The following is a 17,601-nucleotide window of genomic DNA, read 5'->3' on the forward strand; positions in this document are numbered from 1 at the left end:
TGCTTTAACCTCCTATCAATGAATGCTATAGAATGCTATTACCATCTTGCTCTATCGCTCTATTAAGACTCATAACATACTCATTTATATCCCACTGTTTTTTACTTAACCTGTATCTTTCACAACACTTCATATATACATGCGGATAAGATACTAAAGCCTTAATAAAATTATTGCTATTATCATCAAATCCCTCCACTTTACAAAAATAATTTATTATTTTTTCTAAATCTATGTGGCTTCCATTTCTTTTAAGTCTATTAATTAAATATACCCCGTCCATTTCCAGCATATTATAAGCACATTTTTTAAAATTATTTATTTCTATTTCATTACCTTTTCTAAGATTATCAAAATAGGTGTTTCCAAGACAAATTTCAAATCTTCTCATACTTCTTTTAACTAAGCCTATATAATTACAGTGATTCACTATATCAATACATTTTTCCGCTCTATTTAAATAGGAATCTGAACTCTGAATCACCATATTTTCAAATTGGTTTAAAGAATTCCTAGCTTTAAAAGTTTTTAAGTCTCTTTTTAAATTTTTTATACGCATTTTGTATTTTTCAACAGTTTTGCCTATTTTATTAGGAATTAACTTAGAAGCAGATTCATTACAGTTTAATACTGCCTTATGGAAAAGGTACATAGTATCTATTTGTTCTAAGACCTTATCCTCTGTAATATCACCTAATATATCATTGAAATTATCATCTTTTACTAATTTAATATTGTTTTTACTTAAACATTCTTGCAAGGAAGATACTCCACCTTCTAGCATAGACAATCACCTCGATTTGTGATGTTTCGTTAACTTTTTTATTATCTCATGTTCTTTTTCCTCAAGTTCTGCTATTTTTTTTGTTCTTCTCTTTATCTTCTTTAATCTTTTAACTCTTTCACTTAATTCTTCAATTTTTTTATCATAATCACTTATGTTTTGTTCATCATCATTTATAGTTTCAATTAAATTATCAGCAATATGCTTACGTTTACTCATATATTACCTCCGTAATTTAAATTTCTAAATTTCTCTAGGAATTCTTGTCTTTCATCTATGTCTAATTCCATCTTCTTTAATTTATTTAAGAAAAACTCTTCTCCCCAAGGCTGCTTCTCCCAATAATATTGAATACCTACTTGCCAAAAGTCCTGTGGAAATTCCATAAATGCAGTCATAACAGGTATATCGCTTTTTTCTATAGGGTATATAGAGTTATATGCATCTAATACATAGATAGCACCGCTCATATCCCATTTACCATTTTTCATTTTTCTTATTAAAAGGCTTGATAAATCATGAAGATGCGTATCTAAAATGCAATAGTCAAAATCTATTATGATTACATCTTCGTCCTTGTCTATAAGTACATTATGATGAGCAAAATCATGATGACAATATCCATTCTTCTTCATTTCCATTTTCATTTTATTAAAATAATCCGTTTTATTTAAATCTATTATACTTATATTAGCTCTCTGAATTTCTCTACTAAGCATACTTTTATATTTGTAATCAAATTCTGTCTTATTTTCTTTTTTTTCAATTCTATTTTTAAAATCCAATATCTCATCTTTTCTCGTGCTAAATACCTGCTTCCATTTAAGCCAGTTATATCTTGGATGCATTTCTTCTGTTACAACAAAGCCTTCACTTTTTTTATGCAAGCTAGCAAGGGTAGAAGCAGCTAAAATTATATCTAAAGGATTATCGTAATTACATTCTCTTGCAATTGCCCATTTGGTAAGAAATGCATAATACTGACCAAATCTTATATAATCTTCACCATTTTTATTTTTTATTATTTTAGGTATATTGTTAAAACCCCTATTAATTAAATGTTTCATTGCTTCCAATATGAATAAAAAGTGTCCATATTCATAGTGAACAATCTTAAGACAATATTCCTCAGAGTATCCTTCTAGCTTATAAACATTTTTTATTTTTATTGCTTTATTAACATTTATTTCATAATTATCAACTACTAGCTTTATTACAGCTTCTAGTTCCATAACTATGCCTCCAATAAGCATTGTTCTCCTTTATTATATGAGGTTTTTTCAACTATGTGAATGATGGCACATTTCCTAGTGAAGATTAATATTATTAATATAAGTACAACAATTATAATCTGACTGATTTTTATATTTCATATAATAATATTGGAAATATAATATGAATATATAAAAATAAATTTATTATCTGTAAAATAATTGTCATTTTATATTACACAGCATTTGTTAATAACCCATAAGATTATTTATTAATCAATTTTTGAGGAGTGTATTCAATGAGAATTGCATTTGATGCCCGAGGAATAAATTGGTATAAAGGTACTGGTATAGGTACTTATACAGAAAATATTTTAAAAAACCTTATTTCCATAGATAATTTAAATAAATACGTTCTTTATTGGTCCGGGGAAAATTATGAAAAATTTAAAAATAATAATACAACTATAAGAATGGCATCAAAGAGATATCATAGATTTTTTCAAGAATATTTTTTCCCTAAGGACATAAAAAAAGATAATATAGATATATACCACATATCTCAAAATGGAATAGGACTTTCACAGAATATAAATTGTTTAAAGATAGTAACAATACACGATTTAATTCCATATATTATGCCAGAGACTGTAGGTAAAGGTTATCTACTAAAATTTTTAAGAGATATGCCGCGGATTATTGAAGAGGCAAATGCCATAATAACAGTTTCTGAATACTCCAAAAAGGATATATTAAAGTTTTTTCCAATTAGTCCTGATAAAATATTCGTTACACCCTTAGCTGCCGATAGTATATATAGGCCTCTAAACAAGAATAACTGCAAAGAATATATTGCAAAAAAATACAATATAATTTCTCCTTTTATACTTTATGTAGGTGGTTTCAGCGCAAGAAAAAATGTATCTTCTTTGATTAAAGCTTATGAAAAGATATCAAATGAAATCAATAAAGATATTAAGCTTGTGATTTGTGGTGCAAAAAAAGATGATATTGAAAATTTAATAAAAATGAGCTGTAATTCAAAAACCTCCAATAATATAATTTTTACAGATTTTATTCCCACTGAAGACTTACCAATTTTTTATAATTCCTGTGAAGTATTTGTATATCCATCCCTATATGAAGGCTTTGGGCTTCCTCCATTAGAAGCAATGAGCTGTGGGACTCCAGTTATAACTTCAAATAGCACTTCTATCCCAGAGGTGACTGATAATTGTGCTATGCTAATAGACCCTATTGATACAGATATGCTTTCAGATAAACTTTATAAAGTCCTTACTAGTGAAGTTATAAAAAAGGATTTATCCATTAAAGGACTGAAACGTTCTCTAGAATTTTCCTGGCTCAAAACAGCCGAGAATACATTAAAGGTATATGAGAATATTTATAAAATTTCACAGATATCTTCAAATATAATTTAACCTGACTTACGCCAAGTAAGCCATGCATTTGCAGTTCTAAAATTCAGATGGGGTAAAAGAATCCCCACCTGAATTAAGAACTTGCTTCAATAATTTCAAAACAATTTAGGCATCTCAAAAGGAATACCAAGTCAAAACTACTAGCTAGACTAGCATAATAACTGATTATTTCTTTAAAGATGCCTAAACAAATATTCCCTTAATTAAACCCTAAATTTTTGCAACTAGTAACTCTCTCTATATGTTACATATAAATTATAAAACAATTTTTTAATATTGTAAACGTTTATTGTAATTGTTTTTAAAATATTTACAATAAAAAATTAATACATTACTTTAGCTCATCTGTCTGTTCTAAGCTAGCTTGTAAATTATATAAACTATCATTTAAAGGCTTACTGCCAATAGACGTATCAATTATAGTTTGTAATACTTTATTTCTTATTACATTAAAATCATAACTATATTGCATGTTTCTAAGCCCTAATATTTCATCTATAGCCATTCTCCCTAAACTTTCATTATTATAAAAAATATTCTTTTTATAAAAGCTATCATCAGTGTAAGAATTAATATTAGAAGACATAAATCCGTACCTGGTATATTCATAGGTGGACAACTCCACATTAGAACTTAAAAATTTAGTGAATTCTAAGGCAGCAGAATTATTCTTACTTGTTTTTAAAAGCATTAAATTATCTCCAAAATTTATATTATCTCTATTTCCACCCTGCTCAAAAGCTGGTATTTTTTGTACTTTTAACTTTCCACTTAAATCCGGATATTTATTTTGTATATTATACATAGTGCTTAAATTACATATTAATGATATTGTATCTCCTCTTACAAAAGATTGTATTTTATCAGTGTTTTCCTTATTATCCTGTGAAATTTTACTATTGTACATATTATTTAAAAGAGCTGCAGCTCTTACAGCTTTCTCATTAAGTAAGTCTATTTCTTTATCTTTATTAAAATAATTAGCTCCAAGTTGGCTTAATGCTAAATCGTAGATAGTTCCGTTATTAAGATAATCTGAAGAGAGCATAAACTTACCATTGGACTTTACTAGATTAACTCCAATGTCTATATATTGCTGCCAGGTTTTAATATCCTCTGATTTTATATTTAAACTTCCAAGTATATCTTCTCTGTAAAGCATAAATGTTGGTTCCACATATAGTGGTACAGCATAAACTTTATTTTTATATGTACTGTTATTTATTTGATTTTTAATAAATATATCTTTATTAAATTGAGGTATTGATGATGTATCTAAAAAACTACTTTCAAATTTATTTATTATTAAAGGTACATTTTTGTCTCTCATTACTACGATATCAGGCAAATTAATTTTTTCTTTTAAGCTGCTAGATAAATTATCTTCGAATTTATCCTCAGCTAAAGTAGATATATTTACATCTACATTGGGATATTTTTTCTTAAATAATACTATAGCATCACTTATTAAAGCCTCATTTGCATCTGTTGTCCATATATTTACTTTTCCTTTCATTTCCTCCATGCTGTTATTTTTAGATTTAGCATCACAAGAAACTAAGCTCATACTCATAAAAACTATAGTTAATATAATAATTATTTTTTTCATAAATGTTTCTCCCAGTTTAAGAAAATTTTAGTTAAAGTATATTGATCAATGAATCTTACTCAGTAGGAGCTTGTATTTCCACTGAGTTTAGATAAATTATCCAGGGACGTGTCGCTGTTATCTCCACCTTTAGAAAAGTAGAGAACCAAAATCTTTGATTTTGTGTGAATCACTTTCACAGAGTGCGATGGGATATTACAGCGGCTAGTCATCGGATAAAACTAATGAGTTAAATATACTGTATATATTAATTTTAAGTTTATATGTTTAAAATGTCCATAGCTATAAATTGTTATTTTACTAATAACCATGTTAAACTTTAAACAAAATATTCCCTAATATAAATGATCATTTATATTAGGGAATATTTTTATCTACTTATATAAACTATTAATTAATCCACTTTAGACATTTTGTAATTTCCTTCTTCATTGAAAACTTCTTTCCAAGCTTTCTCTGCTTCTGGTTTAAATTTTGCTGAAAGATTATCTAATTGTTTCATAAACAAAGGATCCTCTATCATCTTAGCTGCACTTGGATGAGTTGGATATGCTCCTGTCTTTTTAACAATTTCTCTTATTTGATTTGTATTATCTATCATCATACATGGTAATAACAGATTTTTATTGTATGGCTGTCTGCTTCTTATCTCTTTAAAGTATTCTGTCTTAAATGCTTCTTTTAAAGGCTTGCCCTTAACATTATAAGCTGCAAAATGTGAGAAAATACATGGTTCTACATCTTCATTTGAATTGATGTGACAGTAATATTTTCCAGCGATACAACCACCAACATAAGGTGAGTCATTAAAGAAATCTATAGTAAAATAAGGCTTTTCAGTTCTTATTGCCCTTGTTCTTTCTCCAAGTCTCAATCTCTGTTCTGGTGTAAGCATAGCGCTGATATCTGGTTTTTCACCAATTGGCATATACATGAAATACCAGCTCATTTTTGATCCTTTTTCTATTAACATATCTATAAATTCATCTGAAGTAACTACGTCTAAATTATTTGTGGCAGTTGCTGAAGAAACCCCAAATAGGACTCCTCTTTCTTTCAAAAGATCCATGCCCTTCATAACAGATTTAAATACCCCTTTGCCTCTTCTTGCATCAGTTTCCTTTTCAAAACCTTCAAGTGAAAACATCGGAATTACGTTACCAAGCTTTTGTAATCTATCAGCTACTTCAGGAGTAAACATTGTACCATTAGTAAATGGTGTAAACATAACATCATTAAACTTCTCATATACGTCTAACATGTATTTATTTATAAATGGCTCTCCACCGAGTATTACCATATAATAAATTCCAAGATCTCTTGCTTCACTTATGATTCTTTCTACTTCTTCTCTAGGTATATCATCTTCTTTGCTATAATTACCAGCATAACATCCTGTACATCTTAGGTTACATCTCATTGAAGGGCTTAAAAGAATTATGAATGGCACGCTGCCGCCTTCCTCTTTAAGACTATCTCTTATAGGAGCTCCAAACCATGCAGCGTTTGCAAAGAAATTAATAAAGAATTTCTTTATGCAATTCTTATTTGTAGTTTTCAATATATTTTGTACAAAATCATGTATATGTTGGTTTTCATTATAGTAATCACATACAAAGTCTATTTGAGCCTTCTCATCTGGGTCTTTAATTGCTTTCTTTATTAGAGCAAAAATCCTATCAACATTCTTCTCAGGATTTTTATCTAAAATATCAACGATAGTATTAACTAACGTATTTTTTAGACCCTTTTCTACTGAATTAATAACACTCATGAAAAATCCTCCTCACAAACTTAATAGTAAATAGAACTCATGTATCCTACAGGCTATTAAAAAGTTGTTAGATTAGATAGTACCATCTCTTCTATAAAACTATTATATTCCAATTCGACATTTTTACAAATCCTATACTACTTCATAATCTTATAAATATGAAATAAATTTCACATAACCTGGTATTACCATTGAAATGCTTCAAATTTCTCTAGCTTTCTTCATATTAAAAGCAAACTTATAATCATATGCATGAAATGTAAAAATATTGAAATCCATTCAAGGCTCTATTTTATTGGATGTAAACAGTTTTTTAAAAATTTTAAGTAGTTTTAAAGAATCTTTAAAATTTTTTCATTATTTATCTTAAATTCCACTAGCTAGTTTAAATTCATACCATTATTATACTACTTTTATTGTAAAATAATACATATAAGTAAAAAATAAATATTATTTTTTTAGATAACAATAATAAGGTATATCCACAGTACAGTTTTAGATATACCTTACTCTTTTTTTATTAGATAAATAGGGACATTATCCCATTAAATTAATATTAGATTCTTCATACTTAAATCAAGTACTTTATATGAATGAGTTATGTAACCTGTAGATATATAGTCAACTCCAGTTTCAGCTATAGATCTTATGCTTTCAAGATCTACATTGCCAGATACCTCAGTGAGGGCTCTCCCATCAATTATACTTAAGGCTTTCCTTATTGTATCCAGTTTCATATTGTCCAGCATTATTATATCTGCCTTGGCTAAAAGAGCCTCTTCTACTTGTTCTAAGCTCTCAGTTTCAACCTCTATCTTCTTGACAAAGGAAACATATTTTCGAGTCATATCTATAGCATTTTTTATTCCTCCAGCAGCATCTATATGATTATCTTTGATAAGAACACCATCACTTAGATTATACCTATGATTTTCTCCACCACCAACCTTAACTGCATATCTTTCTAATATTCTAAAATTAGGGGTAGTCTTTCTTGTGTCCAGTAACTTAGCCTTAGTACCCTGTAATTTTTCCACAAATCTGCTAGTTAGAGTTGCTACTCCGCTCATTCTCTGCAAAATATTTAAGGCTACTCTTTCACCACTAAGTACGCTTAAAGTTAATCCTTCAATTTTACCAATTACCTGTCCATTTCTTATCTTTTCCCCATCCATAGTAAAAAACTCCACTGACGTGTCTCCTAAAATTTCAAATACTCTTTTAAATACTTCTATTCCACATAGAATACCATCTTCTTTTGCTATTAAATCTACCTTACATCTGTCCTCTACATTTACAATAGATTTTGTAGTGATATCATCATAAGCACCATCTTCTTTAAGGGCATTAATTATTATATTATCAATTGTTAATGAGTTCATGTTTTTTTTCTCCTAATACTTTTTTAAATTCACTGAGTACACACTTTAAATTTGAGTCTATTAATTCATCTGCCTCTTTTATAGTAATATTTCTACTTACATCAGCTATATCTTTACTAGATATAAATTTATTTATATCTAAAGCTGCTCTTCTAGAAAACACCAAACCCTCCAAAAGAGAATTACTGGCAAGTCTATTAGCCCCGTGGACACCTGTACAACTAACTTCTCCACAGGCATATAAATTATCCATTGAAGTCTTGGAATTTAAATCCACCTTTATTCCTCCCATAAAATAATGCTGTACCGGAGTAACTGGTATGGGGTCGTTTGTCACATCTATGCCTCTTTTTTTACATTCTTTGTAGATACCCGGAAATCTATTTATTATAAATTCACTTTTCATAAAACTGGCATCTAAATACACAAACTTTGAATTAGTCTTTTTTTCCTCATCCCAGATACTAGCTGCTACTACATCTCTTGGCAAAAGTTCATTTATGAAACGCTGCCCATTAATGTTAAATAGTTTGGCCCCTTCTCCTCTTAAAGATTCTGAAATAAGAAATTTTCTTCCTTCCGTATTATCTTCTTCATACAATGCAGTAGGATGAAATTGTACATATTCCAGATTTTCCACTTCTATATTATTTTTTAAAGCTATGGCTATGCCATCACCAGTAATAGTTCTCCTATTAGTTGAATTGGAAAATAAGCCACCAATACCACCAGATGCTAAAATAACATATTTTGCGTGTATGAAATCAACCTTGTCATCTCTCTTTACTATACCACCGCAGCATTCTCCTTTAAACTTCAATATATCTACTAAAATCGTATCCTCATATATAGTTATGTTATCTCTTTTTTTAACCTGATCTAAAAGAGTTTCAAATACTCTTTTTCCAGTTTCATCTGTAGAATGAACTATTCTATTTATACTATGGGCACCTTCTCTAGTATAATCCAATTCCCCATCCTTATAGTCAAAGTCCATTCCAAATTCCATCAATCTATGGATATTTTCTATAGATTCCTCAGCTAAAACTTTCACTGCTTCTATATTATTCTTATTTTTTCCCGCTTTCATTGTATCTTTAACAAAAAGATCAATATCATCTATACCTCTTGCAGAAGAAATTCCACCTTGAGCAAGATAAGTATTACATTCTTCAGTTTTAGATTTTGAAATTATGGTTATTCTGTAGCTTTTATCTATGTTTAAAGCTGAATACATTCCAGATACACCACATCCAACTACTAAAACATCTGTGTATATATCCATTTTAATCACTTCCTAAAATGAGCATATTTTCTAAGGCAGCAGCTGCTTTTCTTCTTATTTCTTCATCTATATTTATTTCATAATAGTTTTCATCAAGACTCCAATATACATTATCCAAAGATGTCTTTTTCATATTTTTACAGGTCATACCTCTTATTGAAAAGAACTCTTTATTAGGATTTTCTTTTTTAAGTTTATGCAAAACTCCCTCTTCAGTAACAATTAAAAATTTATCATAGTTACTTTCTCCAGCATAATTAATTATTCCACTGGTACTTCCTATATAATCCGCTAAATCCCTAACTTCTTTTCTACACTCAGGGTGAACTAAAACCTTAGCTGTATTGCACTGCTCTTTTGCTCTAAAAACATCCTCTGCACTGATTCTGTCATGAACACAGCAATGGCCATTCCATAAAATGATATTTTTTTCTGGAACATGTTCTTGAATATAAGAGCCCAAATTCTTATCTGGAGCAAATATTATTTCCTCTGCATCTATATTTTTTACAATCCTTATGGCATTAGATGAAGTACAACAGACATCTGAAACTGCTTTTGCTTCTACAGAAGAATTTACATAAGTTACCACCTTGGCATTAGGATGTTCCTTTTTCATATCAATAATCTGCTGAGCTGCTGCCATATCCGCCATTGGACAACCTGCTTCCTTAACTGGAAGCAACACTTTTTTATTTGGAGATAAAATTTTAGCACTCTCTGCCATAAATCTCACACCACAAAATACTATTAAATCTGCATCATTTTCCTTAGCACGCCTGCTTAACTCAAAGGAATCTCCTACAAAATCAGCAGCATCCTGAACTTCTGGCACTTGATAGTAATGTGCTAAAATTATAGCATTTTTACTTTCCTTAAGCTTCCTTATTTCTTCATTTAAATATTCAGACATTATTTACAGTCCTCCGTTCTATATTTACATCTGTATATACACTTATAACTAAATATATCACTATCAAATTGCATTATCAATAATATAAGGATAAAATTTTACAACTCCATAATCATAAAATCTTGATAATTTCTTGTAAAAATAATATAAGGCATGTGAAAATAAATAGTAAGGCAAATATACCGACTAGTTATTTATGTGAATATGCCTAAAATCGAACTTGCCAAGTAAATTCACAATACATTTGATATTTGTAAATTTACTTATTATATAGGTAAATTTACAAATATCGATGTCATGAAACTTACTTGGCAAATAATTAGAACTAAAACTCAATTAATTTTTATATATTCTATCGTGTGCTTTTTGATTTATTGTTAGATACATTATTTTGAGATTTATTATCCTTGGAACTATTATCTTTAGAATTATTTTTTGTGTTACTGGTATTTGGATTGCTACTATTGGAGTTACTATTATTTAAGTTGTTATTGTTTTGATTGCTGTTATTCTGACTACTATTATCCAAGTTATTGTTATTGTTTGGGCTGCCATTATTTTGATTTGCTCCATTATTTCCACTATTAGACTCTTTTTTAGAATCATTATTTTGGATTTTATTATCTTCAGCTTCATTTTCTTTATTACTTGAATTGTCTTTATCCTTAAGACTTCCATTCCAATTTTTTATTTTCTCATTTACTATATTTTTTATTTGATCGGCTTTTTCCTTGGTCAATTTTTTATCCTTAACTGCCTGATCTATATAATTATTTCTATCTTCTATCATAATTTTTTTTACTTCTGCCTCACTATGACCTTTTTTCTTGGCAACATCAAAGAAACTTTTTCCTGATTTCTTTGCTTCTTCCAATTCATCTTTTGTTATCCCCAACTTTTCCAATACTTTTCCCTTATGATGGTGTTGATGACTTTCATTGCCTTCATTACCCTCATTACCTTCATTAGCTCCGTTGCCAGCCTTATTATTAATATTTTCATTATTAATAGTATTGTTATTATTTTGAGGAGAAGCATAAGCTGTTGCACTTATTCCTATTGCCAGACAAAGAGCCATAGCTGCAATTTTTTTTACACATTTTATCATATCGTTACCTCCTAATAATTTATTACGAGGTTATTATAACCAATATGATTAATTATTAATTAAATATATAGAAAAGTTTTTATTTGCAATTTTATCAATATTTACCTATTACTTTTGATACGTTATAGGAATAAATACAAAAATTTACATATTGTTATCCCAATATCTCAATGTATTTAAGGCATATTCAAATAACTAACTCGTCAATATGATAGTATATTTGACTTACTATCTATTTTTACATACCTAATTCATGTTTATTTTTATCTTCCTTATAATTTATTATACTATCAATAATTTCTTGAAAAATTTACAAGTTTTATTCTATTATCTTCTCTGCATATATCTTCTACTTTAATTCTAGTAGAATCTTTGCTTCCATCATTTATAAATACAATTTCATAATTTTCTTTTGTACAATTCATAACCCAAGCTAACTTTTTATAACTTTCATTAATTACAAGCTCTTCATTATATAAGGGAACCATAACAGAATAAATTATTTTATCTTCCATTTTTATCACTTCACTTTAAATAAATTTTAATTTTACTCAAATCTTAGGGCATCTATTGGATTTAATTTAGATGCTTTATTGGCTGGATATATTCCAAATACCAGACCTACTACTACAGAGAATATAAAGGAACCAAGTACAACATTGTTGGAAATAACAATTGTTGTAGAAAAGAATTTTTCTCCAATAAATGCTCCTAAATACCCAAATAAAACACCTATACCTCCACCTACTGCACTTACACTTGCTGCTTCAATTAAAAATTGTAGCAATATGGTTCTTCTTTTAGCTCCAATAGCCTTTCTTGTACCTATTTCTCGTGTTCTCTCTACTACAGAAACAAGCATTATATTCATAATACCTATACCACCTACCACAAGTGATATAGCCGCAACTCCTGCAAGCATGGTAGTCATGCTCTTAGTAGTGGACGTAGCAGTATCCAAAAGACTTGTTTGACTCATAACTCTGTAATAACTATTGGTGGTTGTACTGGTAGAATTTCCAGCAAGACCAAATTTTTTATCTAAGAATAATTGTATATAAGACATTGCTGTATCTACTGTATCCTTACTATCTGCTTCTATATAATAAGTCTTAGCACTGGCAGTCTTTAAAAGTCTTTGTCCTGAGGTTAATGGAACTATTATTCTATTATCACTAGAACCTGAACTTGAAGTACCTTCTGATTTAAGAACTCCTACTACAGTAAATTCTATACCATTCACATATATACTATTTCCTACTACATTTGTATCTCCAAAAACATTTTCAGCTGTTTCAGTTCCTATTACAGCTACATTAAATCTGTTTGTTATATCTCTTTCAGTTATAAACCTTCCAGAACTTACTGTAAGATTTCTAATTTGTACATATTCAGGCGTTGATGCCTCTAAAGTTGTAGTACTTGATTTAGTACCTGATTTTACATTTATATTTGATTCAGATATTTGCGGAGCAATTTCTTTAACTCCCGGCTTAGTTTTCAAACTAGATAAATCTTCATCACTGATGGTTATAGACTTTGAACTCATAATATTTGCTGTTATGAGGTTAGTACCTAAGCTATCAATCTGGTCACTAACCTCCTTTTGAGTTCCCTGACCTATACCTACAAGTATAATTACTGAAGATATACCAATAATTATACCAAGCATTGTAAGAAAAGAACGCATTTTATTATTCCATACAGAGGATAAGGCTATTTTAACAAGTTTTGTAAATTTCATGCTCCTACCTCCCTCTTATTCAAATTATCTGAAATTATTTTCCCATCCCGTACTGTGATGATTCTCTTGGCATGAGAAGCTATATCCATATCATGAGTAATCATTACAATAGTATTACCTTCATCATTTAAATCCGTTAGCATTTTTAGAACTTCTTTTCCCGTTTTACTATCAAGTGCACCTGTAGGCTCATCTGCAAGAATCATCTGAGGATCCGTTACTAATGCCCTAGCTATGGCAACTCTTTGCATTTGCCCTCCAGACAACTCCGAAGGTTTATGTTTTAAATGATTGGACAATCCAACCTTTTCAATTACACCTCTTACCTTTTCCTTTGATTTATTATTTGGGTATCCTAAGTATAATAATGGCAGTTCCACATTCTCCAATATATTTAATTTAGGTAATAAGTTATAGTTCTGAAATATAAATCCTATCTTTTTATTTCTTATTTCAGCTAATTTATTATCATTACAATTGGTATTTATACCATCTAAAACATATTCTCCCCTGCTGGGTTTATCAAGGCATCCTATAATATTCATCAGAGTAGATTTTCCAGCACCTGACGGTCCGACAATGGCAACATATTCTCCTTCTGCAATATTTAAATTAACATCACTTAAAGCTTTAAAAGTACTACTTCCCATTTTATATATTTTCTCTATGTTAGTCATTTTAATTATATCCTTACCATTTGAAACCTCTGTCATTTATTTTCCCTCCCTTTGGAAATCTTTTATTTATAAAATAAATACATTAATTTTTTCCGCTGCTGCCACTACTGCTTCTACCTTGAGAGCTTCCCCCGCTTCCTTGAGGTCCACCTCCCATACCGCCATTCATTCCCTGTCCCATACCACCAAAGCCGTTATTTCTATTGCTGTTAGTAGTAGTTGATTGTGGCAGCTGAACTAAAATTTTATCTCCTTCTTTAACTCCCTCCGTTACTTCTATATAATTTTCAGTTTCTAATCCCGTTTTTATAGCCACTAATTTACCACCGCTATTTGAAAAAGATGACCTATTTCCATTTGTGGCAGCTGAATTTGAACTTCCACTATTATTACTACTGCTTGATGAATCACTGGTATCTGCTACTCTTACATACTTCTGACCATTAGTTTCAACTAATGCCTCTGCCGGAATTACTAAAGCATTTTCTTTACTCTGTACAGCAATAGTTGCAGTACCATTCATACCAAGCTTTATATTTGAATCAGGATTACTTATAGTGACCACTACATTATAGGTAGTTACACTGTTTGAAGTTGTACCCGTCTGAGCTATTGATGCCACTGTGCCATTATAGGTTTTATCGGAAATAGCATCAAATTTTATAGTAGCTTTTTGATTTAGAGCTATCTTATTTATATCAAGCTCATCTACAGATACATTAATATTTAATGAACTCATATTCTGTATTGTAAGTACACTTTTTCCAGCTTGTACCGTATCTCCATTTACATTATTTACTGCAGTTACAAGTCCACCTATAGGTGCAGTAACTGTTATACTATTTAAGGCAGTTTGTGCCGTAGTTAATTGATCTTCAGCATCACTTACAGATATTTTATCCTGAGCTACTTTATTTGCATCCACTTTATCTGCACTTTCATCTGTTGACAATGAAAGCTGAGCCTTTGTCAAATTATTTTGTGCTGTAGTCACAGCTTTAGTAAGGTCACTGCTGCTAGCCGTAAATAAAGTCTGACCTGCTTTAACGGTATCCCCTGTTTTTACAGTTAACCCCGATAAGGTTCCGTTATTATTTGGTGTAACATCTTTTGTAGAACCTGAGTAAACAGCACCTGTTCCCTGAACTGTTTTACTTAAATTCATCTTGGTAACCGAAGCACTATAGTATCTTGTAGAAGTAGTTGTTGTTTTCTTTCCAAAATAATTTTTATATCCAAAATATCCACCTGTACCAAGCATGGCAACTACAACACATGCAATAATAGCTTTAATCAACTTACTTTTCATTCTTATACCTCCACTAATCTTATATTATTAATTTTCATAATTATTTTTTAATTCATATCTCTGTCTGAGGTTAATTATAGTGAGAAATTGTTGCACTAATATCAAATAATTGTGTGAAATTTATGTGATTGTTGAAAATAAAAAAGACACCTTCATGCATATAACACGAAGGTATCTTTATCAAACTAATTTTTTTCTTTCTTAAAGCAATAATGGCTCCTCACCAAAGTGAGGAGCCATACATTCTTCTACTATGCTCTTAAATGTCTAAAAGAATTAAAAAATCTTGAACAGGTTTCTTTTAAATTTATCTTCTTTTTATAAATTACCATAACAGCTGATCCCATAGCAATTAATAATACTCCCAATGCAATAAGAACATTTTGATCTACAAACTGTCCAGTCTTTGGAAGAGTAGTTGCTACCGAAGTAGTTGTTGGTGTAGTACTTGTTGAAGTTCCATTAGATGAACTTCCGTTAGATGCTGCTGAAGAAATTGATCCTGAATTACTGCCTGATGATGATCCATTTGAAGTTGGTTGTTGAAGTTTTGCAACAGTAGCTTCAGCTGTTTGTAATTTTGCATAATTTGTTACTAGTGCCTTCTGAGCAGAAGTAAGTGCATTGTATGCTTCTTGTGCAGCTGAAACCTTTGAATTAGAATCTAAAACTATATTGTCAGGAATATTATTAATTGCTGCAATAGCATCATCTGCTGCTTTCTTATCAGCCTGTCGTTTTGCTGTTGCTTGAAGCTGAGCGATTTTACTTTCATCAGCAGTTAATTTATCTAAATTACTTATAAACTTCTGCTGACTAGCATCTAATGCATTATAAGCATTGCGAGCTGCTTGAACTTTATCAGCATCGTTCAATGAAATAGAATCTGCATTTGGTAAGTTGTTTATTTGATCATTGACATTTACAGCTGCCTGCTGAGGTGCTGTTGTTTTAGCAATTGTATAACTATCTGTTATTGTCATATTATCAGTTCTATAAGTTGTAATTGTAAAGCTGTTGCTTGTTACAGAAACACGGGAGAAGGTTGGTACCTGAAGTTGCTCTTTCTTAGCTTCATAGTAATTATTATTTGGCTCTTGTAATTTATAGTACTTACTTCCGCTGGCAGAGTTAACTGTCATATAAAGAGTACCTGCTGGATCTATAACTCTTCCCTCAGCATCTACATTAACTTTCTGAGCTTGTCCGCCCTTCATTTGATAAGTTCTTGTATATTCGTGGTCATGTCCGTCTAAGACTACGTCTATTCCAAGTTCATCAATAATTGGTGGTATATCTATTCTTCTCTGTTTAATATCAGAATCAGTTTCATGATTTGCAGAACTATAAATTGAATGATGCATAAGTACTATTTTCCAAGTTGCATTTGGATTTTTAGCAATGGCATCTTTCATAAATTGCTCATGTTCAGCTTCATTCATATCATTACTATTTAAAGCCATAAACAATGTGTTACCATAAGTAAAATAGTAATCTGCTCCTGAAGTAGGCTGCCCTGCAAAATTACCATATTGTGTTGACATATTTGGAGCATCAAAATGAGTTGTATGGCCTGCTCCATAGGTTTCATGATTTCCGGCAATTGCTGCAATAGGGATATTCTTAAGCTGGTCTGGTGCAAAATATCCACTGTACTCTAATTCATTACTTTGTCCATTAAGTTCGCCACCATTGTTTATCTGGTCACCAATTGAAACCATAAAATTAGTGCTAGGAAATTGCTTAGTAGCTTTATTCATAGTATCTACCCAACCAGCAGTATCTTTGGCTATATCGCCGCCTGCACCAATCTGTGGATCACCCATATAGAAGAAACTATATTGACTTGTTTGATAAGTATTGTAATTATACACCGGACTCCAATTTGTTCCATCACCTAAACGATATACGTATTGAGTAGATTCTGCAAATCCATTGGTATTTACTTTATAGGAAGTAAAACCGTTATTTCCTAATGAAGTAGTTCCAGTGAATACACGTGCTTTATCAGCTGGGAAGCTTGTACCATTATAATCAGATTTTAATGCCACCTGAACTGTTGGAGTACCTTTGCTATTTAGTGAATACCATGTGAAATTTAAGTCTGTAGGATTTGAACCTACTGAAAGTGATATATCAGTGAAATTACTATTACTGTCGGTAGCTGCAGCTGTTAATGTGTTATTTCCTGTTGGACTGGTAGCTGCTATTCCACTTGTTACAAGCGAACCAGAAAGTGTTACTGTAAGCATTACAACTAATGCGGCTAATTTCTTATGACCTATCATTTTTTAATCTACCCCTCTACTTTAGGCATGTGAAAATAAATAGTAAGTCAAAGATGCGACGAATATTTTGAATCC

General features: G+C 30.4%; 14 protein-coding genes and 1 pseudogene. 1 reads left to right on the forward strand and 14 read right to left on the reverse strand.

Going from position 1 to position 17,601, the window contains the following annotated elements; genetic code table 11:
* Positions 1 to 25: 25 nt before the first annotated feature.
* Genes ABF633_RS13645 through ABF633_RS13655 form a run of 3 tightly spaced genes read right to left on the reverse strand, consistent with a single transcriptional unit; the run spans position 26 to position 2,016 of the window.
* The gene (locus ABF633_RS13645) at positions 26 to 784 is read right to left on the reverse strand and encodes a hypothetical protein (protein WP_415524438.1); all 759 of its coding nucleotides are present in this window, start codon (positions 782 to 784) and stop codon (positions 26 to 28) included.
* Between the two features lie 6 nt (positions 785 to 790).
* Positions 791 to 1,003 (reverse strand): hypothetical protein, encoded by a 213-nt coding sequence (locus tag ABF633_RS13650; RefSeq protein ID WP_415524439.1) that lies wholly within the window; start codon positions 1,001 to 1,003, stop codon positions 791 to 793.
* On the reverse strand, positions 1,000 to 2,016 hold the full coding sequence (locus ABF633_RS13655) for a CotS family spore coat protein (RefSeq protein ID WP_415524440.1): 1,017 nt from the start codon (positions 2,014 to 2,016) through the stop codon (positions 1,000 to 1,002). The genes ABF633_RS13650 and ABF633_RS13655 overlap by 4 nt, the downstream gene beginning before the upstream one ends.
* Before the next feature lie 278 nt (positions 2,017 to 2,294).
* Between ABF633_RS13655 and ABF633_RS13660 the strand changes: the two genes are divergently transcribed.
* Entirely contained in the window at positions 2,295 to 3,437 is a 1,143-nt protein-coding gene (locus tag ABF633_RS13660; protein ID WP_415524441.1) for a glycosyltransferase family 4 protein, read from the forward strand.
* A gap of 331 nt (positions 3,438 to 3,768) precedes the next feature.
* On the opposite strand, the gene ABF633_RS13665 is transcribed toward ABF633_RS13660, so the two are convergent.
* The 11 genes and pseudogenes from ABF633_RS13665 to ABF633_RS13715 all read right to left on the reverse strand — a co-directional run bounded on the left by ABF633_RS13665 (position 3,769) and on the right by ABF633_RS13715 (position 17,526).
* Positions 3,769 to 5,046 (reverse strand): ABC transporter substrate-binding protein, encoded by a 1,278-nt coding sequence (locus ABF633_RS13665; RefSeq protein WP_415524442.1) that lies wholly within the window; start codon positions 5,044 to 5,046, stop codon positions 3,769 to 3,771.
* 394 nt (positions 5,047 to 5,440) lie between these two features.
* Entirely contained in the window at positions 5,441 to 6,820 is a 1,380-nt protein-coding gene (locus ABF633_RS13670) for a radical SAM protein (RefSeq protein WP_415524443.1), read from the reverse strand.
* Between the two features lie 545 nt (positions 6,821 to 7,365).
* Positions 7,366 to 8,202 (reverse strand): carboxylating nicotinate-nucleotide diphosphorylase, encoded by an 837-nt coding sequence (gene nadC / locus ABF633_RS13675; RefSeq protein ID WP_415524444.1) that lies wholly within the window; start codon positions 8,200 to 8,202, stop codon positions 7,366 to 7,368.
* Positions 8,183 to 9,487: an L-aspartate oxidase gene (locus tag ABF633_RS13680; RefSeq protein WP_415524445.1), complete on the reverse strand. Its 1,305-nt coding sequence runs from the start codon at positions 9,485 to 9,487 to the stop codon at positions 8,183 to 8,185. Before ABF633_RS13680 ends, nadC begins: the two co-directional genes overlap by 20 nt.
* A gap of 1 nt (position 9,488) precedes the next feature.
* Positions 9,489 to 10,400 carry a quinolinate synthase NadA gene (nadA, locus tag ABF633_RS13685; protein WP_415524446.1) on the reverse strand — a complete coding sequence of 304 codons (912 nt, stop codon included), beginning with the start codon at positions 10,398 to 10,400 and terminating at the stop codon, positions 9,489 to 9,491.
* A gap of 352 nt (positions 10,401 to 10,752) precedes the next feature.
* Complete coding sequence (locus ABF633_RS13690) at positions 10,753 to 11,508, reverse strand: hypothetical protein (protein WP_415524447.1); 756 nt, start codon at positions 11,506 to 11,508, stop codon at positions 10,753 to 10,755.
* A gap of 293 nt (positions 11,509 to 11,801) precedes the next feature.
* Positions 11,802 to 12,023, reverse strand: a pseudogene (locus tag ABF633_RS13695) (glycosyltransferase); the annotation flags it as partial.
* A gap of 32 nt (positions 12,024 to 12,055) precedes the next feature.
* Complete coding sequence (locus ABF633_RS13700) at positions 12,056 to 13,252, reverse strand: ABC transporter permease (RefSeq protein ID WP_415524448.1); 1,197 nt, start codon at positions 13,250 to 13,252, stop codon at positions 12,056 to 12,058.
* Positions 13,249 to 13,965 (reverse strand): ABC transporter ATP-binding protein, encoded by a 717-nt coding sequence (locus ABF633_RS13705; protein ID WP_415524449.1) that lies wholly within the window; start codon positions 13,963 to 13,965, stop codon positions 13,249 to 13,251. The genes ABF633_RS13700 and ABF633_RS13705 overlap by 4 nt, the downstream gene beginning before the upstream one ends.
* 46 nt (positions 13,966 to 14,011) lie before the next feature.
* Positions 14,012 to 15,238 carry an efflux RND transporter periplasmic adaptor subunit gene (locus ABF633_RS13710; protein WP_415524450.1) on the reverse strand — a complete coding sequence of 409 codons (1,227 nt, stop codon included), beginning with the start codon at positions 15,236 to 15,238 and terminating at the stop codon, positions 14,012 to 14,014.
* Between the two features lie 251 nt (positions 15,239 to 15,489).
* Positions 15,490 to 17,526, reverse strand: coding sequence for a metallophosphoesterase (locus ABF633_RS13715; protein WP_415524451.1), 2,037 nt, complete (start codon positions 17,524 to 17,526; stop codon positions 15,490 to 15,492).
* Between the last annotated feature and the right edge of the window lie 75 nt (positions 17,527 to 17,601).

Source organism: Clostridium sp. (genome assembly GCF_047718555.1).
Taxonomy (GTDB): Bacteria; Bacillota; Clostridia; order Clostridiales; family Clostridiaceae; genus Clostridium_I.

Coding starts and splice junctions, on each gene's coding strand:
- ABF633_RS13645 (WP_415524438.1), bottom strand. CDS start 784: ATGCTAGAAGGTGGAGTATCTTCCTTGCAAGAATGTTTAAGTAAAAAC.
- ABF633_RS13650 (WP_415524439.1), bottom strand. CDS start 1,003: ATGAGTAAACGTAAGCATATTGCTGATAATTTAATTGAAACTATAAAT.
- ABF633_RS13655 (WP_415524440.1), bottom strand. CDS start 2,016: ATGGAACTAGAAGCTGTAATAAAGCTAGTAGTTGATAATTATGAAATA.
- ABF633_RS13660 (WP_415524441.1), top strand. CDS start 2,295: ATGAGAATTGCATTTGATGCCCGAGGAATAAATTGGTATAAAGGTACT.
- ABF633_RS13665 (WP_415524442.1), bottom strand. CDS start 5,046: ATGAAAAAAATAATTATTATATTAACTATAGTTTTTATGAGTATGAGC.
- ABF633_RS13670 (WP_415524443.1), bottom strand. CDS start 6,820: ATGAGTGTTATTAATTCAGTAGAAAAGGGTCTAAAAAATACGTTAGTT.
- nadC (WP_415524444.1), bottom strand. CDS start 8,202: ATGAACTCATTAACAATTGATAATATAATAATTAATGCCCTTAAAGAA.
- ABF633_RS13680 (WP_415524445.1), bottom strand. CDS start 9,487: ATGGATATATACACAGATGTTTTAGTAGTTGGATGTGGTGTATCTGGA.
- nadA (WP_415524446.1), bottom strand. CDS start 10,400: ATGTCTGAATATTTAAATGAAGAAATAAGGAAGCTTAAGGAAAGTAAA.
- ABF633_RS13690 (WP_415524447.1), bottom strand. CDS start 11,508: ATGATAAAATGTGTAAAAAAAATTGCAGCTATGGCTCTTTGTCTGGCA.
- ABF633_RS13700 (WP_415524448.1), bottom strand. CDS start 13,252: ATGAAATTTACAAAACTTGTTAAAATAGCCTTATCCTCTGTATGGAAT.
- ABF633_RS13705 (WP_415524449.1), bottom strand. CDS start 13,965: ATGACAGAGGTTTCAAATGGTAAGGATATAATTAAAATGACTAACATA.
- ABF633_RS13710 (WP_415524450.1), bottom strand. CDS start 15,238: ATGAAAAGTAAGTTGATTAAAGCTATTATTGCATGTGTTGTAGTTGCC.
- ABF633_RS13715 (WP_415524451.1), bottom strand. CDS start 17,526: ATGATAGGTCATAAGAAATTAGCCGCATTAGTTGTAATGCTTACAGTA.